We start from the raw sequence: 24,376 nt of genomic DNA on the forward strand, positions 1-24,376 counted from the left end.
TCAATTTGGGTTACTCTTCCCGGCTGGACTGTTGCCGGTTCTGTTTGGCCAGGGCCTGCTCTATTTCGGTGGCTTTTCGGCGCTCATCTCTGACCCATCCGGCGATGTAGCTGTGGTACTTCTCAACAGTACATCGATCAAACCAGTCCAGGCGAGCAGGGTCTCCACCCGCAATTCGATAATGCGTATCGTAGCGGGCGTCAGACCAAATTGCGGTGACTTGAGCAGGGTGATCTTCCAGTCCAATAGCTCCTGTAGGTTCAGCTTGTTGATAAAGCTCAGGGTATCTTCGCTGGCAAGCCGCTGAGAGGGTACGAAATGACTGAGTGGCCTGCTCAAAAAAAAAGCATAAAGCATCGGATGCTGCATCCAGGCGGCAATCTTCTGCCGATTCAACTCCGAATCGACGACGGCCGGGTCTTCCTGCTCAGAGAAAAACCAGATGGCTGCCAGCTCATACACCTGGGCGATATCCATGCCGAATTCCCGGCGTTGCTGCATGCGTTCAATCGTGGTCAGGGCAAACCGAATGGTATCTTCCGCTTCCTCGGGCTCCTCACTCAGCCGGGCCATGGCAGTCCGGATTTGATCCTTCATCGCAACGATTGCGGTGGTCAGCATCTCATCGGACAGCTTCAGACTATCGTGTTTCCGCAGCAGATCGCCCAGACTGTGGAAGCGGCCCATCGCCATATCAATGCCGCTGTTATTGGCCTGGTAATAGGTGACGCCATCGATGACGAAGGGTTTACCGTCCGGCCAAACGACGGGCTGGATTTGCCCGTTTTCCAGTGCTTCTTTAAAGGCTTTGATCATTTTTGTTGATTACACAAGTGGACTATTCATTACGAATGGGATGGATACCGACCCGACTTCATGTCATCGATTAGTTGCTGGTAATGCTTTAGATTGGACATGCGGTCACCAATCAGGGCCCTGGTTTCGTCGGATAACTCAAAGGGCACCGCCTTTTTCTGAATGATGCTTAAATCGATCAGCTCATCATCATTCATCGATTGCAGCTTTCCCAGATTCTGCGGATCCGTTAATTCGTTAAGAGGCACAAACCGATCGATCTGGAGTCTTAAAAACTGGGGATACAGCTCGGTATGTTGAATCCAGTGATTGATCTTGCGCCGGTTGATTACCGGATCGACGATTCGGGGGTCCTCTTCTTCGGATAGGTAAAACACACTGACGATATCGAAGACTTCCGCCACGTCGAGGGCAAATTCCCGGCGTTGCTGCAACCGTTCCAGGGTATTGAGCGCACTGGCCAGGTTGTCCATTACCTGAACCGGATCCCGATTGATCTGCGCCATCGCCGTGCGCAGCTGATCCCGCATAATGGCTAATGAGGTCGTCAGCATTTCATCATTCACTTTCAGCGAATCATGCAGGCGCAGCGTATCGGTAAACGCATGAAACCGGTTTTTGAACAGGTTCATGCCGGCCTCAGTGACTTCGTAATACTGGATATTATCGATAAAAAACGACTGGCCACCCGGCAGCGTAGCGGATTTAATCAGCCCTTCTTCCAGGGCATTTCGAAAATAGTGATCCATGATGGGTTGAATAAAAAGTGAAAAATGAGTTGAGGACAGGTTTATCTCATCGAATATTCTGCTTTCTCTTCCCGTATGTCAATGATAATAGCACCGGTTAGCTCATCCCGACGAATAAACCGGGTTCCGTTCCCGGTCAAATCGACGGCGGGTCTATCCCGCCATAGCTGAGGCTGCCGGTTCGTCAGCCAGAACTTCAGGGCTGTTACATCGGGTGGATAGGATTTGATGGTCTCCCGTTTTACGATTTCCTGTTGATAATCACCGATCGATACCACAAAAAACCGGGTTTCCGGATGCTCGTAACCGATTGCTCTTTGAAATAGAGCCCGGGCAACTTTCGCGTCAGCCACCATTTTACCCTGTTTAACCGCATCTGAAAAGCCCGTATAGCGACGTCTCCAGTAATAAATCGTGGAAACCCCTACGTCAAAAAAATGGGCCAACTCCTTGTCGGTAGCCCCTAGCAGGCAGTAATGGTAGGCTAGTTGCGCATACGTTTCCTGATACTTCGACGGCCGACCGCCCTGGTTATTTCGAGCATAGGTATTTCCCCCGGGAGCGGGCATAGTCTGGTTAGATTTTGATGTGATAAAAAGCTTTTGCCTGCCGGAGCCGCTCCTGTCCTTCCAGAATCAGAGCGGCATTCTCCTTGCGAAGTCGGCGCCGTTCGGGGGGATCCTGCTCGTGGATAAAGGGCATCACTTGCAGGTGGTTGATGATCCGTTCATACTCGGAAAGCAACAGATACAGTTGAGGGTCATCAATCACATAGCGTTTTCGAGTGCCACCAACCGATAAACCCGTCGTGGGCGGATTCAATGCTGCGGCGGCTGATCATGAAAGGAGTCGTTATCAACTGGCCGCAGCCGGAAAGAGCTTGAAATAGATTTCATACAGTCGTTTTTACGGTGGTTCGTATTTGTTCGCATTCAATGTTGACAAATACATGTACAAGTACGCAAAAATGTCTCCAAACTGGAAATAATTGTCAACAAATGGGCAGGTTATTTCGCATTTGGTCGCCATGGCTGTTGACAGGTACGTACACAGATTCCCGTGCGCGTTTTTATGAACGGACAAAACGTAACATGCTCATTAATTCGGTCTGTTTATTTCAGGCTTTACTACGCGCGCGCGTATGGACTGGGAAAACTCTTCATTTGGCTGCAAATGCCCTTTTTAGCAACGCGTTTCGGTCAGTCAAGTTGGCTGTTTGTCCGATAAAGCCCATCGCTCTGTAGCTGCGGATTGAATCGGGCAGATGGTGGCAATATGGCTCAACCTTTGAAGCCGACGAAAAGCAGCGTGATGTCAAGTTTTGTCAAGTTTTTGAATACTGCTTCCTTCAGCTAAATCAGTTCTGATGTTACGTTTTGTTACGTTTCTGGTATCGGGAAAATGAAGGTGATGTTAGGTTTTGTTAGGTTTTTGTAGAGCGCACATTCATCTGACCTTAACAAATCTTAACAGCTTTGCAGGTGGAGAACCAATCTGACCTGAGGTTTTCTGAGGTTTTTGCTCCTGTCTCTTTTTTCGTAAACCCGGAGAGTTCCTTTTTAGGGGCTCCGAAAACGCCATGTGATGTAAACAAATGTCAACTTTTTACTCATTTTTGATCAGAATCCGATCGTTTTTACCCCACCGATGTACCGGAATGGTCGTGTTATTGATCACATAAAGGGCATCATAGGCCGCTTGACCGATTGATTTAACACCGTTGATTGGCGTATAGATTGCCTTATCCGGAATACGTACCAGGATGAAATCATCATTCCAACTGAAGCCAACGAAGGGTTGCCAACGAACCGGGTTATCCTGTTGATGTTGATAACCGATGAGTTGATCGATGGCCATCCGCTCGACCGAAGGAAGTTGACGTAGCCTTACTCGCTGATAGAAATTACGGAACATATCTTTTGGATAATACAACTGGACAGTCCCTTCTTTGTGGCAAAGCTTCCAATCGCCGGGGCGTTTGGCAAAGTGCAGGCCTTCCACCATACCGGCAGCATAGCCCGTGCTCAGGAGCAAATAGGTTGGGTCAGCCTTCAGTTCGATGGCCAGTTTTCGAGCTTCGGCGTGAGCTGCCTGAATTTGATGTTGGATCGCCCACAGTTTCTCAAATACTGGGGTTCCCTTTTTGATGATGTATCGCATAACAGCTTCCTTTCATTTGATCTTTGACAGTATTGTACGGGTTCATTCAATTACCGATGGACTTTATACGTCACGCACCGGATCGGCTTCGGCTTCGGATTCGTACCACTGAAGTCGTTCCAGTGAAGCCAGGGCAAGCTTCGGATTGGCTTCATCGATCGCTTTCCGGGCCCGTTGCATATCGTGTTTGAGAAACAAGGCGGCTTTCTTTCCCTGTGCCCGGGTGACCTGGGGGATCAGGCCCGAAACCCGCACGATCTCATTTTCCAGTAATTCAATCATTTCGCTCATCAAAGTCAGGATTAAAAAGGCTGGTCGTCGTCATCATCGGTTTCTACCTCTCCGGGGGCTAAAGGGCCACCACCGGGCGGATTGGGAGTTGGTTTAAAATGGTGAGTAACCACCGATAACACCTTATCCAGAAACCCATGTCGTTCGGCTACATCCAGGTACGTTTCCGAATTAGTCCGCTTGTAAGCCTTGACATTGATGTTATAGATGTACAGCAGTTTGTGATAGATCTGGGGGTACACCTGATCCTGCTGCAACCGGTTGATATGGCAGTAATCATTGACCAGCTCGCGGATCCGGCTGCGGACTGTCTGCTGTGGTGGTGGATTAACCGATTTGTTCATGCCCATGAACTGCACCGCACTTTGCTGCTGAATGGAGACCATTTGACTCATTTGAGCCTGTAATGCGTTGATTTGTTGTTCGTGTTCGACCAGGAGTTTAGCCGCCTGCAAAATCACTTGCGCAGGTGTTAAATCAGAATCAGGCAGCTCGGCAATCGGTCGCTTACGGCTAATTTCGTTGGAAGAGGTCGTCTCCGTTGGCGGGAAAAGTTCCAGGCTACGGCCGTGGGCATCTTTCAAGCCTTCCAGATTCACCGGTACCTCATTCAACTGGTCGCCAAAGTCGGTGGTCATGCCTTCTTTTTGCAACCTTTCGGCTACCGCAGCCAACTGTTGGCGATAAATACCTTCCGGATCCCGTTCGTATGCGGCCAAATGTTGAGCGGTTTCCACCGTCAGCACATAGTCAACCCGGCCTCTGAAAAGCTTTTTGAGTGAGAAGTGCCGGTCATGGACCAGATCAAATTTGTCGACCCGGTGATTGAACCAGTCGGGAAAATAGCGGTCGTTTTTGTTTTGAAAGGAGGCATACAGCCGACGGGCAGAAATAACGGCTTTTTGACCATGAAACAGCACGTAGTCGGGCCACGAAATCGGTGGGTTCGTTTGATTCGATTCAGAAGTGGTCATGATGAATGATCGTTTAAGGGGTGGAGTTAAAAACCGACTGATCCTTCGGGAAGGGGCGCATAAACCAACGTGCCGTCGGGCTGATTGGTGGGATAAAGCCGCAGTTGTTCCCGGTTGTCAACCAGTGAGTTCGTAGCGGCATCGACATAAACATAGGCTGTACCCACCCGGCCGTTGCGGTTCTTGCACACAATCATCTCCAGCGATTGATCCAGTTTAACCTCGACGCCCAGCTCTTCGGCTTTTTGCAGTTCATAGTAGTCAGGCCGGTAGAGAAGTATGACAACGGAGGCATCCTGTTCCAATTGGCCCGTCGAGCGAAGGCCCGATATCTGGGGCCGCTTGTCCTCCTTCTTTTCGTTTTCCCGGTTGAGCTGCGAGAGTTCGATGATGGGGATTTTGATCCGGCGCTGGAGTTTCTTCAGCTTTTTGCTGACCTGACTGGCCACTTCGTATTCGCCTTTTTGGGTGCGGTCTTCCACCAGTTGCACGTAGTCGATGATGGCCAGCTCAATTTGATGGCGACGGTGCCAATCGATTAACAGGTTGCGGATGTCCTCAATATCCCGCGGCTCATCATCGTAGAAGTAGATGGGCAGCTTCTCCATTTCACCCGCAAACTGATGGATCTGCTGAAACTGTTGTCGGGTGATCTTGCCCTGGAGAATGTCCTCGTAGGGAATAAACAAGGCATCGGCAAACGCCCGAATGATCAACTCATCGGCATCGACCTCCAGACTAAAATAGGCGACGGGCTTACCCGACCGGGCGGCAGCCATCGCGGTAAATACCCCCACAATGGTTTTGCCCATGCCCGGCCTTCCGGCAATCAGAATGATGCCATTTTGCCAGCCGCCAAAATGGCTATTCAGTTTTCGAAGTCCGGTATCTACCCCGGAAATGCCATTGGGTTTATTCATGGCATTTTCAATTCGCTTCAGGGATTTGCCAATAAAGTGGCTGATGGTTTTTTCCTTGCCGATGGTCAGGCCGGTTGAAATCACATCGGCCAGCCGATTGACCTGGGTTGATAGCGCATCGGCTAATTCGCCACCCGCGTAGGCAGCAGTCTGAATCTGCTGTGTCCCCAGAATAGCCTGGCGACGAATCCACAAATCCCGCAGATACAAACAATCCCGTCCACTTTCGATGATTTGACCCTCTATGTCCAGCCCGTCCAGTTGGAGGTTGTATGCCGCCAGTTTTTTAAAATTACCGGATTGCTTGAGCGATTTGAGCACGGTTCCTATACGGACTTGCTGCCCATTCTCAAAAAGGGCGTGAATGGTTTGGGCCATGAGTTTATAGCCCTCATGGGTAAAAACGTCGCCCTGGAGCAGAACAGGCCAGTAGTCGTTGAGCAGCCTGGGAGACGCAAACAGGGATGCAACCACCGCCCGTTCGATCGACACATCATGGGGCAATACATCAAAGGATTTTGCTTTCATGACTGGGGATGGTTAAGCGGATAGGTTGGAAAAACGATACCGGATAGTTCGAATGTGAGCTTTTCCTCTTCCAACTCGTCGGCGTTGATTGCTTCACGGAAAATCGTTCTCAGATGCGTTGACGTCCGAAGAGTCTTTTTAGATTTGATCAACTCGGCCAGGTAATCCCAGACTTCGCGGCCTTTCAGATCGGGTGGGATGGGGATATTGTGGGAATAAGCGCCATTGGGAAGCTTTTTCGAGTGCTCCGGTATCCGGGCGTTCTTTGCAGCGGTATTCATGTAATTTCCAGTTTAGAGCGTTTGATTTGTGTGCCATTGGACGGTGATACGGCACTTTTGATCTGGGTGATGATCTGGTTGAACTTCTCATTGAAGTTGGCCATGTCCCGAAACTGGTAGAAGGGCGGCAGTCTGGTCGACTCGGTGAGCAATCGTTTCAAGGCATCGATGCATTCGCCATCGGTCGGATCACGGTTGAATCGTTTTTTAACGGCAGCGCGAAGTTTTACCCCTAGCTTTTTAGCGTGGGCGCCATCTTTGGCATCCCAGTAGTAATCCGGAAACTTCTCTTCGATGACCAGTTTGATTTGATGAGTCAGCGTATACGTTTTTTCGCCTGATTCTTCATCGTCATTTTTGCCTTCTGCATTTTTTGAAGTTGATTTTGAAGGCAAAGCCGCAACTGCGGCAGAAGAATTATTACTTTCCTTTTCCTTTTTAGATATATCGTTAGATATATCTTTTCCTTTTCCTTTTGTGTACTTTTCCGGGGGTTTTCCGCCGGAAAACTCAGAATCGCCTTCTGCTTTGCGTATACGGTCTTTTTTGCGTCTGTTAGCTACCTCTGTAAGCCTGCTTTTAATACCATTTGAGGTCAATACCTGCCGTTGCTCGAAGGTGCTTTTATCGAATAATCCGATTTCCAGCATGGTTCCAATCATTGTCCGTAGGTTTTCCTCGGGTATTCCATACTTTTTTCCGAGGGTTTTCCAGCGGAAAACTAACGACATGTCCAATTCGCCATCCTGAGTCTGGTAGATTTCCTGTAGCAGCTTGATGTAAAGAGCAAATCCAATCAAATCGTGGACTGCTTCCAGCATCTCTACTTTATCATCCATTTGGCAGTCGAGCGGGAAGTACTCCAGGCCGATTTTAGCGGGACGCGCCATACGTTACGTTTTTTGATCGAGGTTGTAAAATCCAACGGGTAGGAGCTCCGTCGTCCGAAGTAGATAATCCACTGGCCGTTAAAATGACAGGGTGTAATGCCGATCAATGGAGCCGTAGGGGCGGTCCTTCTGCGGTACCCGATAGGGGCGCTCACAATCCGCATAGTAGGAGTAAAAACAGGTCGGTGAAAGCCGGATGTTGTCAATCAGATTCAGGCCAAACAGCTCCCGCAGGGTTTCGTACTGATTGACTACTTCATCGATCTGCTCTTCGGCAAAGGGCTGTTCGTTGGTCGACCAGGTGGATGTACACAGAATCACATCCGTAACGCCCAGCACCTTCGCTCGTTTGATCACCGAACCCAGTGCGATGATATGGTTGTACCCCCTTTGCTGCATCAACCGCTGCACTTCCACTACCTTGAAGTTCTTTAAATAGGCGACGTATACATAGTAGCGGCTGGTGGGTGGATAGCATTTACCAGCGGCCATAAAAATCAGGGAAGCCTCAAAAGAGGACCGGCAATGACCTCCAGTAATCGATAGCGGGTTGATTACTGAATTGGCTGGCCGTTGCAAATCGGATTTGGAATTGGACGTTTTGAGGGAGGCATCGAATGGCATCGAAGCGGGCATGCGAAAGGAAATGGCAGTATTCATGTTTTGCTTAGTTTGAAAGGTAAAGTTTTTGTTGCGTAGTCTGGATGATGAAATCCCCGGTTTACACGATGAGGCCGTCGACAATATGGGTCACCTGCCAGATTCGACGAATGGCATGCAGGGGCACGTTCCACTTGTAATGGTTTCTATTGTCAGGGTGGAGATGAAGCAGTGCTGTTTCAAGCAGTTGGTTCTCCTTCAGCCGCATGATGATCGGCGAAAATCCTTCATTTGTTTCTACGCAAATCACAGTGTTGTTGATGGTCGGCCACTGCGCCGGTGGTACCTCATGGGCTCTTACTTTCCATCCCGGCTTAAGAGTCGGAAGCATGTTTTTGGCACGAACCGTAAAAAAAGCAGCTTCGGTGTCGGGCATTTGCAGTGGATGATTTGTTGGAATTTGAAATAGAGTTGTCATGAAAAGAAGGGTATAAGGTTGTAAAAAGTCATTTTCAGAAGCTAAGAAGCTGGATGACTTCTGGGTGTTTTGGCGCGAAATTCACGTGCAGGTGGAGCCTCCATAGAGTTTTTTACCTTCAGGCTGTGCCGCTCTGCAAACCGGATGATATCCGATTTTTTAAAGCGTTTGACCTTTCGGCCGTAGGCGACAATGTTCTCCTCCATAAGCATGAGCCGGGCCGTCTTTTTGTCGACATCGAAGTACCAGCAGACCCATTCCCAGGTGACCAGTTTATCTTCCTTCAAAGCCAGTAATTCACGCTCCGATTCGATCAGCCGTTTGGCGGTGTCTTTAAAATCCTGAAGCCATTGCTCCACGGCTTCGGCGGGTATAACTGCAATGCTGTTCATAGCTTACACAGTTAAAGAATGCTGAGACTTGACTGGACGTTTAATCTTGCGCTTGATCAGTTTTGTAAGCATTGATTCTTCCTCTTCCAGTTTAGCCAGCCCATCCAGAAAGGCGTCAATTTTCTTTTTATCGCAGTCTTTCCCCTTTAGAACATTGTGGGCGAAGGGCTCGGATACCCCACCCAGTTCGGCGGCTTTCTTGATACCGCCATCGGTTGCGTCCAGCCTTTGACGAATTACAACCAGTTCATCTTTGCTTAATTCCATGCTTTTCGTATGTTTATCGTTAAGTCGGCGTTGTGTCGCCGTTTACTAAATATTGTTGGTCAAAGTTAGCCTAAATTGTCTAATATTGTCAAGTTTTTATTGATATATCTTTGCAATTTTTGTTTAACATTTTATAAATGATTGATTTTCAGTTGGAACCGAGAGAAGCCGTCAAGAAAATTGTAATAGCTAGGGATATTACTAACCGGGATTTGGCAAGAATGGTAGGTATGTCTGAACAGAGTTTGTCCAAAATGCTTAATGGGACAATCTCTCTTACCGATAGAAGCTTAGCTAAAATTAGCCAAGTGCTAAATATCCCTTTTGAAGTTTTAAGGTACGGTGAGAATGTAGAAAATTTTCTTTTGGAGGTCCCAACTGGAGTTAAGGAAAATGCAACTGAAGAAAAAAATAAAAAGAAAAACCCAGCTTCAAAAAATAATTCACTGACCTTATACGATGTCAGTCAAGAGGGGATACCCTTTTACAATGTGGATGTATTCGCCGGAGATGTTGAGTCTTTCACCGATGGGCCCGAACTCCCAGATAGCTATTTGATCCTACCAGGTGTAAAAGACTGCCAATTCAGTTGCCGGGTATCCGGTGACAGTATGTATAATAAGATTAAACCCGGCGCCATCATTGCCTGCCGGGAGATTTATGATAAAAGCATTATTGCTTTCGGAGAGGTTCACTTGGTTATTACTACTGAGCAAAAGCTCGTCAAATACGTCCGCAAACATCCAACGGACAAAACATTGGTAATCCTTCGAAGCCACAATCCAGAGCATGACGACATAGAGGTGCCTATTGATAAAATCGTCAGATTGTATTTGGTAAAGGTGATTGTTAATCAAGAGCAGATGTAAATTTAAACCTAAGCATGTCTGCTTATTTTACCGAATACGAAGTAAGTAAAATCTCTTTTAACTACGATCCAAACTTTTTGTATGTTTATTGTAGAGTCAAAGTTAAGTAGAAACTGTGATTCTGATTTAGTGATTAAGACTTGATGTGTTCAATTTAGATAAAGTCAAGTTTAATTTGAATATTGAAAAGTGAATTTCTTAATTATAATGTTTCTTAGATTATATAAGAGTAAAAAAATATGAATTTAGAACATGCATTGATTTCAATTAAGCCTAGGGAAGTATCTGGTTCGCGTGTAGATGAAAGATATTTTTATCAAAAAGATGTTTCGCTATTTACAATGGTAGAATACTATAATTCAATGGATAATTTTGTGTTTCTATTTGATTTCCATGATGACTTAGCGATACTTGATTCTGATATTGCACCTACAAGGATTCAGTTTTTTCAAATAAAATCTAAAAGTAAAGGTTCTTGGACCACCTCCTCACTTATTAAATCAGATAAAAAGCAGTCATTTTTAAGCAAATTATATTCTAATAAAGTACTTTTTGGTGATTATTTAGAAAGTATGTATTTTATAAGTAATGCTAGATACAATATAAAGTTAGAAAATGGCGATGAATCTGAGTCAAAATTTGAAATAAATGCAATCGATATAAATAAAAACGATATAAATAAAATTAATTTAAAAATCAAAGAAGAGTTGAGCTTGCATTTCAATCCTGAATTTGAGAAAAATACTTTTTTTAAAGTTTCCAAGTTAAGCTTAGTAGATAGTAAAGGACATTGCAAAGGTGCGTTATGTGAATTACTTAACTTGATAAATCCAGGAAATTTTCCAAATATTAATTTAACTTATGATAAAATATTAAATGAAATAAGGATTAAGACCGATTGTGTGTTAAGCGATTACGAAATAAAAGATTTGAAGTCAGCAATTAATAAAAAGGGTATATCTAAAGGCTATTTTACTAAATTACTTATTGCTGCTTGCCCTTATAAGAATTTTGACCTAGAATGGAATGAAATAGAAAATAAACTTCTGAGCTGTAATATAGGTTATGCTAGCATCAAAAAGATAAAAGTAAATTTTCGTGAACTTTATATACAAAGTTTGTATTCGCAAAGTGATATTCCATTTTCAAAAGTAATTGAATTTGTTAAGGAGTGTGTCAAAAAAATTTATAATCTCAATAATGGTTCCACTGAAAAATTAAATTATTTTGACTTGTCAGAGCATATTTACAATATGTATTATCAAGATTTACCTTATAAACATTTTGATCCTGGATTAATTAAAGCAATGGTATTAAAATATTTAAATAATGAATAACGGAGACTTTAGAAGATTAATCAGGAACCTTAGATCAAACCGCAACAATGCAAAGTTTCTTCATATCGGAAATGCTATTACTTTCTCAAAAGGAAAAGAAAGCCAAAAGAGTAATATTCGACTTGAGAAGGACAATAATATTGGGGAAGAATCACACGGGTAAATCATCTTTGATTAAAAGTATATACTGGGCATTTGGGGCAGAACCAATACTGCATCCAAACTTTAAAAAAGCATTAGTAATAGTGCTTATTAGGTTTAATATCAATGGGATTAAATATGAGATATTAAGAGATGGAAATAGATATTCCGTATTCGATGGCAATAATGGAAGTCTGATAGCAACTTTTAATTCTGTCGCAAGAGAGCTAGCTCCTTATTTTTCCGAACTATTTAATTTTAAACCGCTATTACAAAATAATATCAATGAATTTGTAATTCCACCTCCTACATTCTTATTCTTGCCATTTTATATAGACCAAGATAATAGTTGGACAAAAAGTTGGTATTCTTTTAATCGTTTACAATATATAAAAGAATACAGGTCAGAACTTGTCTTATATCATTCTGGTACTAGGCCGAATGAATACTATCAAACGAAAAAAGAATTAGAAGGTTACGTAAATAGAATAAATGAGTTAGAAAAAGAAAGGAAAGTTACTGAAAGTATTATTAAGCAAATGCAAAAGGATTTTCTTCAACTTAGTTTTAATATTAATATTGAAATTTTTAAAGATGAGATAAAAGATTTATTAGTTGAATGCGAAGTGCTAAAAAAAACTGAGGAAGACTTGAAATATACGTTGCGAGATTTATATACAGTTAAAGCAAGCGTAGAATCACAGTTAGAAATAGTAAAACAAGCTTTAAACGAATCAAAAAAAGATTTAGATTTTATATCCCATGACTTGCCTTTCCATGTAGATTGCCCAACTTGTGGTGCTCAATACGAAAATTCATTTGCTGAAAGATTTGCAATTGCAGATGATGCGGAAAGATGCAGAGAATTAATGATAGAATTGACTAAAGATCAATATACTATTAATAAAAAAATTGAAGAAGAAAATCTTGCATTTATTAATACTTCTGCGCAAACTAAAGTCATTGAAACCATTTTGGAGCAAAAAAAAGGAGAATTGAAGTTTAAAGATGTAATTGATAATTTTGGAAAGAATGAGCTGAAATCGGTATTTATAAATCGGATTAACAGTTTAAACGAAGAATTATTTGAAAATGCTACTAAGCATAAAGAGCTTTCTGGCATTTTAAAGGCATTAGAAGGTAAGGATCGAAAAGAAGAAATAGTTTATTATTACAGAAGCACGTTAAGTAAATTTTTAAGGCAATTAGATGTTCATTCAATTGGTGAAGAGTCTTATAAAACTTTAAACAATGTAATTGAAAATGCCGAAACAGGTAGTTCTCGGCCTCGGGCTTTAATTGCATACTACTTCACTTTTTTTTACGTTATGGCAAAGTACTCGACTTCCACATTTTGCCCTATTATTATTGATTCTCCAAATCAACAAGATCAAGATGTTGAGCATATTGATGAGATTTTGAAATTCATCAGTAAGATGCAGCCTGATAATTCACAAATGATTTTGGGAGTGGCAGAATTATATGACATGGATTTTAACGGGAAGATAATAGAACTTAAAGAAAAATATAGTTTACTTCAAAAAGACGAGTATGAAGATATAAATAAAGAAATGTCTCCCTATTTGGAAAGTACGTGGCTTCGTCTCTTTTAATAAAAAAATATTTTTTTATGATATTTGCCTACATTAAGTACCTATAATAATTAAGGTAATATTAATAAGTTCTTTATAATCTATAATTTTTTTGAATTTTTTTTTGATTATAACGTATATGGCTTATTCCTAGATTAAAATTTAACTTTGATTTAATTATGATTGTTGACAAATATTGGCTTGCTCTCAACTGTCCCAAATGTAACTATACAAATGGGGTACAAATTATCAGTGTTATGCTGGAGGAGACGACCATATGTCATAATTGTAAGGTAAAGATCAAATTGCAGGATACAATTGCATCTGTCTACACGGAAATTCGTAGTGCCGAACATACTTGGAACGATTTATTAGACACTATCAAGAATTTTAAATAACCTATGTATTACACCCACCGATTGAGAAGTAACTTACAAGAATGGCGTAACCGGCTATATAAGTCTAATTATGAGAATTTTGGTAGTAATCTATCGTTTTTTCGTAAAAGACTTGAAGAGACAGCCCTTCTTAAAAGTATTCTGGCAAATGCAGTCACCGAGCACCATATTGGTGTCAACGACTTAGATAAAATGATAAAAAGTGGTGTAAAACTTGATGAAGAACCTTATCAAACGACAAATGAGGCTAGGTTAGCTGCTGTATTATATCAAAGGCTTAATCACTGGTTCGCCAGCAGTCATCATCATTATAATCTGCTCGGTTACAGTAATTCTTTTGATGAAAAACTAAGACGTTTTTTAGAAACCGAAATTGAACCGATTATTAAATACCTACAGGACAGCTTAGAGGAGGTTAATTTTACATTGTATCTGTTAGAGAAGTATAAAGCTCGAACAGAGTGGTTCACTCGCCAGAACCTAGTAACGAAATACCAAACAGCAACGAAGAGTTACGAGGAAATTTTTGAAGACGATTTGCGTTTGTTTTTATTCGATCAGGGAGTTGACTATCCTTTTTCAACCCCTAAATCATCATCAGGTCGAGCCGATATTATTGGCAATTTGGATACTAACGATCCATTAGTACTTGAGATTAAAGTATATGATACTGCTAAGGCATATCGTAAAAACCGCGTTATTGATGGTTTTGGACAGATAGTTAAGTACGCAAATGATTATAATAAGGATGTCGGATATCTAGTCGTGTTCAATCTAGATAATATTGAGATTAAAATTGTAAATGCCGAGCCTAATGCAAATGAAGCATTTCCAAATAGAGTAATGTTTAATGACAAAACCTATTTTATCTTATTTATCAACCTCAACTCTGACCGAACAGCTAGTAAACAGGGCAAAATAAAAGTTGAAGAAATTAGGGAAGAAGAGCTTTTTGAACAAGTAAAAGCTGAATAATGAGATATAAATTACCTAAATGAAAATTCGCTACATTGGTTTTTTCGTGTTGGTCCTCAGCTATTTCCATGCTTTCCCTCAACTAACGAAAAAGTCTGGTACACCCGCTAGTAATCAGTCTGCTAAGGAAATCTTACCCCAATTCGTCAACGCCTCCGATTCGACTTTTACCTGGAATTTGACACTGCGGGTCAATTCTCCTCAGGGCACCTTCATTGCACTTTCCCTGCAATCTCAAACCTGGCGGACCATCCCCTGGAAACATCAGTTATACATCTTCTTTCCTGCTTCGACTTCTTCCCAAACAGGATTTCTCACCTTACAGATGGACTTCGATGCCAATCAGGCTCAAGCCGGCCTTCAACAACTTGCCCAAGCTACCGGTGTTCCCTGTGCTATCCTATGCGATATTCCGAATCAACCCTTATTTGATGGTAAAGAGGAGGAAGAACTGCTCAATTATACGTTTGAACAGTTCCTTTCGACTAAAGATACGACCTGGCCATTGCTGTTACCTATGGTAAAAGCAACAGTTCGGGCTATGGATGTGTTGCAGACAGCCAGCCAACAACATCACCTGCCATTGCTCAATCGGTTTATTGTGGCCGGCCATTCCAAACGCGGGCATACCGCCTGGCTAACAGCCGCTGTTGACCAACGTGTAGCCGGTCTCATTGCTCAGGGGTTCAATACCTTGAACTCAGCGGCCCAAATTCCGCATTATTTTGCCACCTATGGGGCGTTGGATCAATCAGCTTTGGCAGCTAAACGCGTCATAGAACAAATCATAACTCCGGCTGGTCAACAGCTCTTGCAGATCGTCGATGCTTACAATTATCGTCAGCAATTAACAATGCCTAAGCTGGTCATTGTCGGAACGAATGATGACTATACGCCCGTAGACGCGCTGAATCTTTATTGGCCCGGTTTATCAGGTAGTAAGTCGGTGCTATCTTTATCCAACACAGGGCATGTCGGAGCCAATCACGATGCCCGGCTTTATCCGTCGGCGCATGCCTTCATTGAGCGTGTTGCCCATGGAAAGCCCATGCCGATCGTAGAAAGCAAACTCGATTCAACCCCTCAGGGGTATCGATTGATTGTTACTACAAAAGACTCCGCAGTATCGGCTCGCGTTTGGATTGCTCATTCGTCAACGCGCGATTTTCGAAACGCCAACTGGGAAATGAAACCAGTTACACTACTAACTTCCGCCACTGGCCAAAAAGAGATTCCAATCCGGCAACAATATCAATTTGACTTAGAAAAGCCTGCCTCGGGGCATCAGGCCATCATTGCCGAAGTGGAGTTTGAATATTCTTCTAGGCGGTTTTGGCTGTCAACGATTCCCTATATACCAACTGGAAAGTAGTTTAACCTTCCGATTCATAACAAACATCGGGGCCGGGTAAGCGGAATCAGACAAATCAATAGAGGAATGCTTGCATAAAACGGTCCAGAGCGGACTTATCGCCCCCTTGCTATCGGCCGAAAAACAGTACTGCCCCCGGTTCCAGGCGTAAAAAGCAATGGTTTTTCCAATTAGCCGAATATACCCAAGGTCAGTGCTCACCCGCGATTGCTGCGGCTGACTGAGCTTTTCCTTTTGCACTTCAGCCCGTATCGTACGGCGGATTTCGTCGACGTCTTCCCGGTTTTCTGCCAGACTGAATAGCATAAAAATTTCCTGTTCCCCTGATTTGTACAACGCTTCTCCATCGAGGCCGGGTTGGGGCTCTTTGAAACTGATACGAGCGAAATCCGCGACTTTTGCCGGTAGGAGGTGTGTAAATCGGGTGCTTTTAGGTATTGGCTTTTTCTGATCCAGGTAGGAAGGGTGGTCGGGAACCTGAGCAATTAGGGTCGGGTTGGCGAAGCTCAAAGCCGCCAGTGGGAGAATTAAATAACGAAGAATCTGCATGGTCTTTCGGCCAAAAATACGGGAATCGACGAGCAGACCCGAGCGCTAATCAATACATGGTTAGAATCAGTCAATACCAGGACGTTGTGAGCAACTATTTATAATTTATAAACTTTGCCTATCCTACAGCCCGATGATCTAAAGTGTAATCTGATTTTACCTTATATAGTAGTCACATCTCAAGTTAGCGATAAAGTAGATATTTTTCCTTCAGTTTCTTGAAAGTGGTCAAGCTCGGCTCCCAGCTGGCCCGGATTTCTTTCTCCAGTTGTCCTTGCATGATCTGTTTCCAAAAAAAAAATCTTGTTTAATTTATAAAAAGGGCAACCTTGGCAGAAAAAACTACTCTAAAAATTTGGGAGATTCCAAGGTCTGGGAACCAGCGGCATGCCCATTTTCACCAGTTACCAACGGGTTTCCGCCAATTGCAAGGTATCATTTCAGCTTACGATCAGATCCTGCCAATTTTGCATCGGCAATACAAAAAAATGCCAAAGCGGGATGCCTAGCACTCCCAACAACTTATTCTCACATCATTTAAACTAGTATCGTATGAAAAAGCAAAAAATCACACCCAAATTCGACAAATGTGTTTCAATTTCTAAAGACAAAGCACAGCAAATTATGGGGGGAGCGACGCCCTTCAAGGCTAAAAAGCCGGTAATGTTCCATTGCCATCTTGAACCCTAGTAATCACTTGATAGCCCGCCACGCGCCTAGGAATAAAAGCCAAAAGCAGCCAATCTAGATCCGGATTGGCTGCTCAATCGTTCGATTTTATGTTTTATTGGTCATAGACATCATAAATCATGGATCCTCAAAGAATCGGCAAATGCTTTTGGCGAAATGATCACAAGTTTCATTATGTGGATTCATTTGTAAAACTTTCACTGATTAATCCAAGTCAACATCTAAGTTGAGTCTCCGGATGGCGACCAAAGGTGGCATTCCTAAACTTTGGTTGCGCATTACCGACTAGGATTAAAAGACTTACAGGCTGCATACCTCAATTGGATCAGCAGATGATGAAAGAATCAATTTAATTTTTAATTATAACAACGTACTCATGAACATTAAAATACCTTTTTCGACTTTCCGCGCTGTTTGGCTCATACTATTCGTGGCCTATTCGTTTACAGCTTGTAAAAATGATACCGATCCGGCTCCGGCTCCTGATCTGGCCACTCAAACCGCTGGTTTGTATACGTATTCCGAATTAGCCTATAGCACCAAAACGGTGTCTGCCGACCATACCAATCTGAAAGGAACGATTACCATAACTCGTCAAACGGAAACAACGGTTAGCCTCGATGTCAAAATCCGGGTAAAAAGTGATGGCTCAGACTTTATGGTTGTCACGGTCGATGATGTGGAACTGATGGAAACTAGTAGCGGCACCTTTGCCTTACACTATGACGGTGAACATGTAGGGATGGTAAAAGGCAACACTGTAAAAATTGAAGGTATTGATGAAGAGCAGGTAAAATTTACAATTACGGCTATCAAGTAACTTTTAACTCTTTTGTTCATAACCGGTTTGGATTCTCCACTCAGCTGTTTTATGGTAACGTAATTTGAAGGTTTAGCTTGTGCGGACACTTACCGAACGATCACATGCTAACAACAATCAAGTTCCTGGTTAGGCCTAAATCCTTAGATGCAGGGTAATCGAAATATGGGATATAAATCTATTTTTTATTCATTACAGCAATAGTGTGGATGTCTATCGATCTCATTTTCAGAACTGAATGTCGTGACACTTGAATTTTGAAACATTGGTAAACAAAAAGGTGTGTTGGGTTTTAGGAAATAGAGTGATATGCCAATTTGCGCTGTTTTCTAATTAATGTCTTGAGCCAGCCAAGCTTTAAGTTAGCTCAAGACATTAATTAGAAGATTCAGTTATTGATTTATCCTGATTCGGAATTTACCCTCAATAGATTTGTTACGCAACTGTGCCCCTGGGCAGTAACCGCCCAAATTGTAAAACGTTCCGGTTAGTCGACCCCGGATGTATTCCGCCCCGTTAACCTCTTCGACCTGAAGAATGGTCACCTCTCCGTTTGAGACCCAAGGTACTAGTGCTTTGCAATCATACTGGGCCGACACCCAACCATCGAAACCGCCATAGCTATGGGAGAATTCTGCCCAGGCACCCGTCGTGGCTTTCTTGCCGTAGGCATACTTCCCATGAGGTTTAATCAGGCTTACATCATTTAACAATATGTTTAGTGACTGCGAGGGCGATTCGTTCCAACCAGCGATATGGATAACATTGTTAGTGCGCATGTAGGAAAGGGTGCCCCAGTTAAAGGGCTCTCCGCCAAAGGTGCCGGTAAAGTAATCTTTGCCGATCAGGATGCGCTTCAATAAATACAGTTTTTTTGTACTGTTTTTGAAGGTAACTTCCGCCACCACTGTTATGGGATCGCTGGGGGGATAAGTGCGAGGTGCCGTATAGGCTGCCTTGTAGAGATCAATACCCTGACCTAGTTCCGTACCAGTGGATCGAATCGTCCCGTTTGCATCTCCACCCACTACTGACCATTTGACCACATCAATGATGAGTGATTCATTATTTCCGTTACCCTGACCGGGAGTTTCAGGCAACGGGACTACCGTAACGGGGTTCGACACTTCCAGATTCGTCGAGGCCCCCAATTCCACATAGGAGTCTTTTACCGGACCACCTTCCAGGTCAATCCATTTCAGCCGGGCCATTTCGAATGGGGACCAGTCGCTGAAGTGCGCCATGGATACCGTAATCTGCCGGGCCACAGTGTCGACGCTAACACCCGAGACCCCTGACCAACTCTTATCGCTACCTTGGAATGCCACCCCAAACACATCCGGATCGTTAACTGATATGTCGGCTTTCTCATATTGGAAGCTTAGTGTTGCCCGTTTGGCAAATTGCGTGCCATCGGGCGAAAAACGATAGGCCAAGCCCACCCCGTTTGGGGCGTGGTTCGTAATCGGCTGGATGGTAATGGAGGTAGCCTTGCTAAGTGCTCCGGCGGGTAGCGTTAGCTTTACTTTGCCATCGACTGAAGCAAGCGTACCGCCTTCCGGCCCAATGGTTTTACTGATAGACTGGCCCTGTGGCTGCCCAACTTCGGTCGGGCGGCCTGTTGGAGTAGGGTCAATTTCGTTCTGACCTTGTTTACAGCCGACAAGGCCACTCATTAGAGCCCAACCAACCAGTAGGTAGTAACTTGGTTTCATTGTTTTAAAGTTTAGTCGTAGTTGTTTACGGCTCAAAAATGAGGAGTAGGCCATTTCTACGCTATTATGAGTTCGGTGGAATGTCTAAACTGCATGGTTAAGCGTCATTTACAGGCCATGTGGCAATCATGACTTTTTCAAACGATGCTCATCTTAACAGGTCTACTTGAAAATTGACGGGCGAAAAGTTGTTAATTGTTCTTTCCGGGTTCCTTACTACATTACATCATGAATCCACCGGTCCAAATTCCTATCCAAAAGGTTGCCTTAATCGCCGGACTTGCCGTGCTAGTTATGGTCATTGCGATTCCCTTTGCTGAGTTTGCAGTCTAACAAAAGCTGGTTATTCTCGGTAAACCTGCCGAAACCGTCCAAAACATCATAGCAAATCAAACCCTTTTCAGGACTGGCATCTTTTGCTATCTGATCACTTTTCTGTGTGATATTGTGGCCGCCTGGGCACTCTATATTTCCTAAAATCCGTGCATGCGCAACTCTCGTTATTGACTGCCTGGATTCGAGTCGTCTATACGGCAGTTAACTTGACAATACTGTTGAATCTAATTACCGTTCTCAGGTTATTGACGACATCTGACTTCCTTGCTGAAGTTGGTGAGAGTCAATTGTAAACTCAGGTGATATTTTCGCATAGGGCCTTTCGAAGTGGCTGGTCTTTCACTTTTATCATTTTTGGAATTTACCTGGGGCTGCTGGGGTATCTGGTTTTTCGCTCGGGCTACATTCCCAAACTGATGGGAGCCTTACTGATCATTGCCGGTTCAGGCTAACTGATCGACAATGTTAGACCTTTTCTATTTCCTGGCTTTACCATCAATTCTACCCTCATCCCGATTACCGGTTCATTCGAAGTGGTATTTGTGTTTTGGCTTCTAATCAGGGGCACAAGGATTCCGAATCCGATGTAATTTTATAATAAAGACGCTGCTGTGACCGTCTTAAAATAATACCTCTAATCATCCCAATATTAGGTCTCTGACGAGCTCGATACCTAGCCGAAATATCCGAAAATTGAGCCAAAGTTTAGCCGGAAGTGCATGATTATCAGTTAAAAAACAATAAATTTAGTACCGCCATTGACCAGTAAACAACAGCAAGAATGGACCCTCAGGAAAACAAATCACCCAGACTATCTAATGCCATCTTGATTGGTCAACTTCAACCCGAGCACATTGCCGAAATCCCATTTGTCAGCAAGGAGATTGTGCCCGCATTCATCGAAAACGGGTTTGGTGTCATTGAATATTCGTACCCATATTTCTTAGGCAGTAAAAATCAAGTGAAAATTACCCACAAGCATATTGTTTATGAAGCAATCGACGATTCGATGAAGCCCAGCATTAAACAAGGCGATAAAATATTAGGCTACTTTATCGGAAAGGAGGAACTGGAATCCATCAACGAGGGAATGTATATTCTGATTTTCAATGATCAACTGATGATGCGCCGGATCCGGGAGAATACACTTAGCACAAATGGAACACGGCTTCTATACACCGACAATGATCAGCTAGCTCCGAAGGTCGCTTTTCTGGGTGATATTTCAGAAGTCTGGAACGCGATAGGAAGTAATGTGTCAGTACCTTAACCTAAATCGTGCTTTTCTCAATTAATCAACGATTACCAATTCAATCGACGTACAAGATAGAATCAAGCCGCTCTATAATTGATTTGATTGCATGCAGCTACTTCTAATGTTATCTGCTTTTATTTAATCCCCTAAAATTATATATCAAACCTACCTGCCAGTTATAATTAATAAATTTAAACCGGGTCCCGGTTATCGGTAGGGGTCCTGTTTCATTATGAGCCGTTAAGGCTCGGGAAGAACCAACGTTAATTTCCATTCGCTTAAACCGATAACTCAAGCGCCCCGAAACACACCACTCCAGTGGAATTGAATTTGGCCAGGCCGACCGTCTGGCCAGCAATGAATTCAATTCTGGTCCGACATAGAAACTTAGATGATTCGTGGGCTTAACACCAATGGTCGGCGTTAGGCCCAAATAATTATAGGTATTGATTGATTTCGCTATTCGTATTCCCTTTCGCTGATAATTAATTTCGAAACGTATTTCCAACATTGCATTCAATGGCCGGCTGTAAGCGGTGCCTACATAATAACTAGGCAGTGGCCGAATCTCGGTCAAGTAAACGGCCGCCTGAATAGGTTCTCGTTTCAGTGTAGCATTGGAATGTAAATAGCCCGCCCGAATGAGCCAGTAAGGCTTCGACGATTGGGCCAGTAAGGGCACCATTTTAAACAGATAAAAAAAACATAAAATCCAGTAGGTTCTATTAATTTTTTTCTTCATAGTTATATTAACATATAATCGAATGCTGGCAGTATAAATACTAACCAACCATGTTCAGGTTCATTTTTGCTTACTGCCTAGTTAGTGTGGGTGGATTCGTACAAATGACGTTTGCGCAACCCGCCTACTACCAAACGAACCAGACGCTGACCGATTCTAGTACATTTCAATCTCTTCCGACTCCTTTACCTAAGGCCAATACCTTCTTAAAGATAGGGTCGACTCTCCCTTTACTTAGGCAGAGCAGTTTTACAGGCTATTATGCCATGCTTGGCCTCGAAGCTGTTGTCGAACAAAAAATAGTCGGTGGGCTAACCGTCGTCGGTGGGTTGGAAACGAATTTCGGTCTAACATTGGACGGACGAGGTGCCAAGTATTTTAGTTTAGAAGTACCAATTGCCTTGCGTTATTATTTCTCACTAACCCACCGTGAAAAACAGCGTCCTGATCGGCATAGCTTTTTTAGCCCGTATGTAGCTATTCAGACCTACAATGTTCTCTACTCCAACCTAATCTATTCACCCGAAGGAAGCCTATCGGATTTGCAGCGGTACAAAAGAAAAAAACTTGAGAGTACAATCACTAACAGTGGTAGTGTTGGAGATCAGTTTATATGGCTGGACTATGCGGTTGTACAACTCGGGACTCAACACCGGATTCTCAATAAGTATTACCTGGATATCAATGTATTAATTCCTGTTGGTGCATTAGCCTATAGTAAGGGTGATTGGACATTAGCCATGCCTCCATTGATAAATGTAAAGTTTGGCGTGGGTTATTGGCGCAAATACGCTATGCCCTAGTTAAAATAACAAGAAACCTTAGTAATTCATTTTAGATATTTTCATTTCTCTAAGTGACTCACTTTCCCAAAAATGACATAACAAGATAGTATTCTCTTTTCCTTTTATCCTATTTTATTTATTACTTAAACTCTTACTGTTATGAAAAAAATTATCTATTGCATTTTTAGTTTTGCGGTTTTACTGATTGCTACCAATGGTTGTCAAAACTCAATTGAAACTGCTGTCAAACAACCAGAGAACCAGGTTTCCATCAAAGCAAAAGGCGATCGTATTGGCATTAAGCAGAGTGATCAACTGAAAGATTTGACAGTGAAGGGGGATTACGAAGTGCGAAATGGTATTCTTCACTTCAAGGACGTGAATAGTTATCATTCCACTGAAGATTATTTGGAAAAGTTATCAACTGAGCAGCGAGTTATTTTTTCGCGCCAGATTGGTTTTACCTCGCTTCTGGATGTAGATAACCGTGCTAATGCACTTTTTGAACAGGCAAAAAACCAGGATGAGTTTGTAAAGTTGTTGCGCGATTATCAGGACCTCTACCAACTGGAAAATGAAATGGTTAAACCAAACTTTAATTTACAGCATGCCAGTGTATTAAACCGGCAGGGCATGGTCTATATTGGTAAAGTTTTGTACCGCTTCACGAAGGATGAGGAAATTATCGTCTTCGATGGCGATATAAATAAGGCTTTACAAGCCAACACGAATAAATATGTTAAAAAGGTTTCACTAAGTGGTAATAGTAATCCGAATGGAAGGCCGATGGCATCCTGCTCAAGATTTTATCATGAAAATGCCAGTTCGGATCGAAAAGGCACTTGTGAAACGACCTTTAAGTGGGAACTTGAGCTACTGGAGGGAACAGGTTATTCACCTGGGGATGTTTGGTATGTACAACAAGTCATCTATACGGTAGGGCTCCCCTACAAGAAAAATTGGTTGGGAAGTTGGGTCAGGTATTCGACTGGTAATACCTTGGATACCCGGTATCAATTTGACTTTACTTCCCCGGTCACCAACGGAGGGGTGCCTTTCAGTGCCTCTGTGAATTATATGTATAGCAACACCTGGGACAGTATTGACTATCGCTATCTTCTGAACTCTAGTACGGAGGTATTTGGATACGAATTACCCCAATGGCAGACTTGGACAGGAACTCTCCACGAGGATACTCCCACGATGGGCTACTATGTCAATGGAGGAATAGGAAATGATCGGAAAGTTCTTTTAAAGTGCCCTTAACATCAATCTTAGAAAATTGATCGTCATACATAAACTCCATTCAGTCCCTAAGTGGAGTTTATGTATGAAACGCACAACCTTGGCTGATAAATTGTTGCTCAGAAAATTTTGTATTAATCACCACTTTGGCTAACACGTCGAGTCTATTACATATTCAAACGATAGTGATGTTGAGAGAAGCCAGATTG

At 43.1% G+C, this 24,376-nt stretch carries 29 protein-coding genes; 12 read left to right on the forward strand and 17 right to left on the reverse strand.

All coding sequences use genetic code 11. From position 1 onward, the window contains the following. Positions 1 to 60: 60 nt before the first annotated feature. From EHT25_RS00325 to EHT25_RS00390, 14 genes are all read right to left on the reverse strand, one after another. Positions 61 to 816 (reverse strand): hypothetical protein, encoded by a 756-nt coding sequence (locus tag EHT25_RS00325; RefSeq protein WP_124868928.1) that lies wholly within the window; start codon positions 814 to 816, stop codon positions 61 to 63. Between the two features lie 29 nt (positions 817 to 845). Further along, complete coding sequence (locus EHT25_RS00330) at positions 846 to 1,565, reverse strand: hypothetical protein (RefSeq protein WP_124868931.1); 720 nt, start codon at positions 1,563 to 1,565, stop codon at positions 846 to 848. Positions 1,566 to 1,606: 41 nt separating this feature from the next. Beyond that, the gene (locus EHT25_RS00335; RefSeq protein ID WP_124868934.1) at positions 1,607 to 2,134 is read right to left on the reverse strand and encodes a terminase; all 528 of its coding nucleotides are present in this window, start codon (positions 2,132 to 2,134) and stop codon (positions 1,607 to 1,609) included. A 7-nt stretch (positions 2,135 to 2,141) separates the two neighbouring features. Further along, positions 2,142 to 2,387 carry a hypothetical protein gene (locus EHT25_RS00340; protein ID WP_124868937.1) on the reverse strand — a complete coding sequence of 82 codons (246 nt, stop codon included), beginning with the start codon at positions 2,385 to 2,387 and terminating at the stop codon, positions 2,142 to 2,144. Positions 2,388 to 3,170: 783 nt separating this feature from the next. Further along, on the reverse strand, positions 3,171 to 3,725 hold the full coding sequence (locus tag EHT25_RS00345; RefSeq protein WP_124868939.1) for a hypothetical protein: 555 nt from the start codon (positions 3,723 to 3,725) through the stop codon (positions 3,171 to 3,173). Between the two features lie 63 nt (positions 3,726 to 3,788). After that, positions 3,789 to 4,016 (reverse strand): hypothetical protein, encoded by a 228-nt coding sequence (locus tag EHT25_RS00350; RefSeq protein WP_124868941.1) that lies wholly within the window; start codon positions 4,014 to 4,016, stop codon positions 3,789 to 3,791. A gap of 11 nt (positions 4,017 to 4,027) precedes the next feature. Next, positions 4,028 to 4,990: an antA/AntB antirepressor family protein gene (locus tag EHT25_RS00355; protein ID WP_124868944.1), complete on the reverse strand. Its 963-nt coding sequence runs from the start codon at positions 4,988 to 4,990 to the stop codon at positions 4,028 to 4,030. Between the two features lie 26 nt (positions 4,991 to 5,016). Continuing rightward, on the reverse strand, positions 5,017 to 6,438 hold the full coding sequence (locus tag EHT25_RS00360; protein WP_124868948.1) for a replicative DNA helicase: 1,422 nt from the start codon (positions 6,436 to 6,438) through the stop codon (positions 5,017 to 5,019). Continuing rightward, entirely contained in the window at positions 6,435 to 6,719 is a 285-nt protein-coding gene (locus tag EHT25_RS00365; RefSeq protein ID WP_124868951.1) for a hypothetical protein, read from the reverse strand. Before EHT25_RS00365 ends, EHT25_RS00360 begins: the two co-directional genes overlap by 4 nt. Beyond that, on the reverse strand, positions 6,716 to 7,609 hold the full coding sequence (locus EHT25_RS00370; RefSeq protein ID WP_124868953.1) for a DUF4373 domain-containing protein: 894 nt from the start codon (positions 7,607 to 7,609) through the stop codon (positions 6,716 to 6,718). Before EHT25_RS00370 ends, EHT25_RS00365 begins: the two co-directional genes overlap by 4 nt. Positions 7,610 to 7,687: 78 nt before the next feature. Then, on the reverse strand, positions 7,688 to 8,269 hold the full coding sequence (locus EHT25_RS00375) for a hypothetical protein (RefSeq protein ID WP_124868956.1): 582 nt from the start codon (positions 8,267 to 8,269) through the stop codon (positions 7,688 to 7,690). Between the two features lie 61 nt (positions 8,270 to 8,330). Next, positions 8,331 to 8,687 (reverse strand): hypothetical protein, encoded by a 357-nt coding sequence (locus EHT25_RS00380; RefSeq protein ID WP_124868959.1) that lies wholly within the window; start codon positions 8,685 to 8,687, stop codon positions 8,331 to 8,333. Positions 8,688 to 8,728: 41 nt separating this feature from the next. Further along, complete coding sequence (locus tag EHT25_RS00385) at positions 8,729 to 9,079, reverse strand: hypothetical protein (protein WP_124868961.1); 351 nt, start codon at positions 9,077 to 9,079, stop codon at positions 8,729 to 8,731. 3 nt (positions 9,080 to 9,082) lie between these two features. Continuing rightward, on the reverse strand, positions 9,083 to 9,346 hold the full coding sequence (locus EHT25_RS00390) for a hypothetical protein (protein ID WP_124868964.1): 264 nt from the start codon (positions 9,344 to 9,346) through the stop codon (positions 9,083 to 9,085). A gap of 137 nt (positions 9,347 to 9,483) precedes the next feature. On the opposite strand from EHT25_RS00390, the gene EHT25_RS00395 reads away from it, so the two are divergent. The 5 genes from EHT25_RS00395 to EHT25_RS00415 all read left to right on the forward strand — a co-directional run bounded on the left by EHT25_RS00395 (position 9,484) and on the right by EHT25_RS00415 (position 16,030). Beyond that, positions 9,484 to 10,215: a LexA family transcriptional regulator gene (locus tag EHT25_RS00395; RefSeq protein ID WP_124868967.1), complete on the forward strand. Its 732-nt coding sequence runs from the start codon at positions 9,484 to 9,486 to the stop codon at positions 10,213 to 10,215. 239 nt (positions 10,216 to 10,454) lie between these two features. Next, on the forward strand, positions 10,455 to 11,552 hold the full coding sequence (locus EHT25_RS00400; protein ID WP_124868970.1) for a dsDNA nuclease domain-containing protein: 1,098 nt from the start codon (positions 10,455 to 10,457) through the stop codon (positions 11,550 to 11,552). Positions 11,553 to 11,599: 47 nt separating this feature from the next. Then, complete coding sequence (locus tag EHT25_RS00405; RefSeq protein WP_124868973.1) at positions 11,600 to 13,306, forward strand: coiled-coil domain-containing protein; 1,707 nt, start codon at positions 11,600 to 11,602, stop codon at positions 13,304 to 13,306. A 380-nt stretch (positions 13,307 to 13,686) separates the two neighbouring features. Next, entirely contained in the window at positions 13,687 to 14,658 is a 972-nt protein-coding gene (locus EHT25_RS00410) for a hypothetical protein (protein ID WP_124868976.1), read from the forward strand. A gap of 19 nt (positions 14,659 to 14,677) precedes the next feature. Then, complete coding sequence (locus EHT25_RS00415; RefSeq protein ID WP_124868979.1) at positions 14,678 to 16,030, forward strand: PhoPQ-activated protein PqaA family protein; 1,353 nt, start codon at positions 14,678 to 14,680, stop codon at positions 16,028 to 16,030. Here EHT25_RS00415 and EHT25_RS00420 read toward each other — a convergent pair. Both EHT25_RS00420 and EHT25_RS33285 read right to left on the reverse strand, forming a co-directional pair. After that, positions 15,998 to 16,579: a hypothetical protein gene (locus tag EHT25_RS00420; RefSeq protein WP_124868982.1), complete on the reverse strand. Its 582-nt coding sequence runs from the start codon at positions 16,577 to 16,579 to the stop codon at positions 15,998 to 16,000. The two genes, EHT25_RS00415 and EHT25_RS00420, sit on opposite strands and share 33 nt — an antisense overlap. A gap of 184 nt (positions 16,580 to 16,763) precedes the next feature. After that, positions 16,764 to 16,862, reverse strand: coding sequence for a hypothetical protein (locus EHT25_RS33285; RefSeq protein WP_262707819.1), 99 nt, complete (start codon positions 16,860 to 16,862; stop codon positions 16,764 to 16,766). Positions 16,863 to 17,131: 269 nt separating this feature from the next. Here EHT25_RS33285 and EHT25_RS32545 point away from each other — a divergent pair, with 269 nt between their 5' ends. Both EHT25_RS32545 and EHT25_RS00430 read left to right on the forward strand, forming a co-directional pair. After that, positions 17,132 to 17,269 carry a hypothetical protein gene (locus EHT25_RS32545; RefSeq protein WP_185731241.1) on the forward strand — a complete coding sequence of 46 codons (138 nt, stop codon included), beginning with the start codon at positions 17,132 to 17,134 and terminating at the stop codon, positions 17,267 to 17,269. A gap of 376 nt (positions 17,270 to 17,645) precedes the next feature. After that, positions 17,646 to 18,089 carry a hypothetical protein gene (locus tag EHT25_RS00430; protein ID WP_124868988.1) on the forward strand — a complete coding sequence of 148 codons (444 nt, stop codon included), beginning with the start codon at positions 17,646 to 17,648 and terminating at the stop codon, positions 18,087 to 18,089. A gap of 392 nt (positions 18,090 to 18,481) precedes the next feature. On the opposite strand, the gene EHT25_RS00435 is transcribed toward EHT25_RS00430, so the two are convergent. After that, positions 18,482 to 19,804, reverse strand: coding sequence for a hypothetical protein (locus EHT25_RS00435; RefSeq protein ID WP_124868991.1), 1,323 nt, complete (start codon positions 19,802 to 19,804; stop codon positions 18,482 to 18,484). A gap of 345 nt (positions 19,805 to 20,149) precedes the next feature. Between EHT25_RS00435 and EHT25_RS33395 the strand changes: the two genes are divergently transcribed. From EHT25_RS33395 to EHT25_RS00460, 5 genes are all read left to right on the forward strand, one after another. Then, the gene (locus EHT25_RS33395) at positions 20,150 to 20,281 is read left to right on the forward strand and encodes a DUF4386 family protein (protein WP_374756152.1); all 132 of its coding nucleotides are present in this window, start codon (positions 20,150 to 20,152) and stop codon (positions 20,279 to 20,281) included. Between the two features lie 158 nt (positions 20,282 to 20,439). After that, the gene (locus EHT25_RS33400) at positions 20,440 to 20,592 is read left to right on the forward strand and encodes a DUF4386 family protein (RefSeq protein WP_124868994.1); all 153 of its coding nucleotides are present in this window, start codon (positions 20,440 to 20,442) and stop codon (positions 20,590 to 20,592) included. A gap of 329 nt (positions 20,593 to 20,921) precedes the next feature. After that, on the forward strand, positions 20,922 to 21,410 hold the full coding sequence (locus EHT25_RS00450) for a S24 family peptidase (protein ID WP_124868997.1): 489 nt from the start codon (positions 20,922 to 20,924) through the stop codon (positions 21,408 to 21,410). A gap of 777 nt (positions 21,411 to 22,187) precedes the next feature. Continuing rightward, a complete protein-coding gene (locus EHT25_RS00455; RefSeq protein ID WP_124869001.1) occupies positions 22,188 to 22,940 on the forward strand; it encodes a hypothetical protein in 753 nt (250 codons plus the stop codon). Positions 22,941 to 23,081: 141 nt separating this feature from the next. Further along, entirely contained in the window at positions 23,082 to 24,188 is a 1,107-nt protein-coding gene (locus EHT25_RS00460) for a hypothetical protein (RefSeq protein WP_124869004.1), read from the forward strand. The last annotated feature ends 188 nt before the right edge of the window (positions 24,189 to 24,376 follow it).

Origin of the sequence: Larkinella rosea (genome assembly GCF_003858635.1) — a bacterium.
Classification (GTDB): Bacteria; Bacteroidota; Bacteroidia; order Cytophagales; family Spirosomataceae; genus Larkinella; species Larkinella rosea.

Excerpts from the sequence above, each read along its gene's own strand:
- EHT25_RS00325 (WP_124868928.1), bottom strand. The coding sequence starts at position 816 with ATGATCAAAGCCTTTAAAGAAGCACTGGAAAACGGGCAAATCCAGCCC.
- EHT25_RS00330 (WP_124868931.1), bottom strand. The coding sequence starts at position 1,565 with ATGGATCACTATTTTCGAAATGCCCTGGAAGAAGGGCTGATTAAATCC.
- EHT25_RS00335 (WP_124868934.1), bottom strand. The coding sequence starts at position 2,134 with ATGCCCGCTCCCGGGGGAAATACCTATGCTCGAAATAACCAGGGCGGT.
- EHT25_RS00345 (WP_124868939.1), bottom strand. The coding sequence starts at position 3,725 with ATGCGATACATCATCAAAAAGGGAACCCCAGTATTTGAGAAACTGTGG.
- EHT25_RS00350 (WP_124868941.1), bottom strand. The coding sequence starts at position 4,016 with ATGAGCGAAATGATTGAATTACTGGAAAATGAGATCGTGCGGGTTTCG.
- EHT25_RS00355 (WP_124868944.1), bottom strand. The coding sequence starts at position 4,990 with ATGACCACTTCTGAATCGAATCAAACGAACCCACCGATTTCGTGGCCC.
- EHT25_RS00360 (WP_124868948.1), bottom strand. The coding sequence starts at position 6,438 with ATGAAAGCAAAATCCTTTGATGTATTGCCCCATGATGTGTCGATCGAA.
- EHT25_RS00365 (WP_124868951.1), bottom strand. The coding sequence starts at position 6,719 with ATGAATACCGCTGCAAAGAACGCCCGGATACCGGAGCACTCGAAAAAG.
- EHT25_RS00370 (WP_124868953.1), bottom strand. The coding sequence starts at position 7,609 with ATGGCGCGTCCCGCTAAAATCGGCCTGGAGTACTTCCCGCTCGACTGC.
- EHT25_RS00375 (WP_124868956.1), bottom strand. The coding sequence starts at position 8,269 with ATGAATACTGCCATTTCCTTTCGCATGCCCGCTTCGATGCCATTCGAT.
- EHT25_RS00380 (WP_124868959.1), bottom strand. The coding sequence starts at position 8,687 with ATGACAACTCTATTTCAAATTCCAACAAATCATCCACTGCAAATGCCC.
- EHT25_RS00385 (WP_124868961.1), bottom strand. The coding sequence starts at position 9,079 with ATGAACAGCATTGCAGTTATACCCGCCGAAGCCGTGGAGCAATGGCTT.
- EHT25_RS00390 (WP_124868964.1), bottom strand. The coding sequence starts at position 9,346 with ATGGAATTAAGCAAAGATGAACTGGTTGTAATTCGTCAAAGGCTGGAC.
- EHT25_RS00395 (WP_124868967.1), top strand. The coding sequence starts at position 9,484 with ATGATTGATTTTCAGTTGGAACCGAGAGAAGCCGTCAAGAAAATTGTA.
- EHT25_RS00400 (WP_124868970.1), top strand. The coding sequence starts at position 10,455 with ATGAATTTAGAACATGCATTGATTTCAATTAAGCCTAGGGAAGTATCT.
- EHT25_RS00405 (WP_124868973.1), top strand. The coding sequence starts at position 11,600 with ATGCAAAGTTTCTTCATATCGGAAATGCTATTACTTTCTCAAAAGGAA.
- EHT25_RS00410 (WP_124868976.1), top strand. The coding sequence starts at position 13,687 with ATGTATTACACCCACCGATTGAGAAGTAACTTACAAGAATGGCGTAAC.
- EHT25_RS00415 (WP_124868979.1), top strand. The coding sequence starts at position 14,678 with ATGAAAATTCGCTACATTGGTTTTTTCGTGTTGGTCCTCAGCTATTTC.
- EHT25_RS00420 (WP_124868982.1), bottom strand. The coding sequence starts at position 16,579 with ATGCAGATTCTTCGTTATTTAATTCTCCCACTGGCGGCTTTGAGCTTC.
- EHT25_RS32545 (WP_185731241.1), top strand. The coding sequence starts at position 17,132 with ATGAAAAAGCAAAAAATCACACCCAAATTCGACAAATGTGTTTCAATT.
- EHT25_RS00430 (WP_124868988.1), top strand. The coding sequence starts at position 17,646 with ATGAACATTAAAATACCTTTTTCGACTTTCCGCGCTGTTTGGCTCATA.
- EHT25_RS00435 (WP_124868991.1), bottom strand. The coding sequence starts at position 19,804 with ATGAAACCAAGTTACTACCTACTGGTTGGTTGGGCTCTAATGAGTGGC.
- EHT25_RS00450 (WP_124868997.1), top strand. The coding sequence starts at position 20,922 with ATGGACCCTCAGGAAAACAAATCACCCAGACTATCTAATGCCATCTTG.
- EHT25_RS00455 (WP_124869001.1), top strand. The coding sequence starts at position 22,188 with ATGTTCAGGTTCATTTTTGCTTACTGCCTAGTTAGTGTGGGTGGATTC.
- EHT25_RS00460 (WP_124869004.1), top strand. The coding sequence starts at position 23,082 with ATGAAAAAAATTATCTATTGCATTTTTAGTTTTGCGGTTTTACTGATT.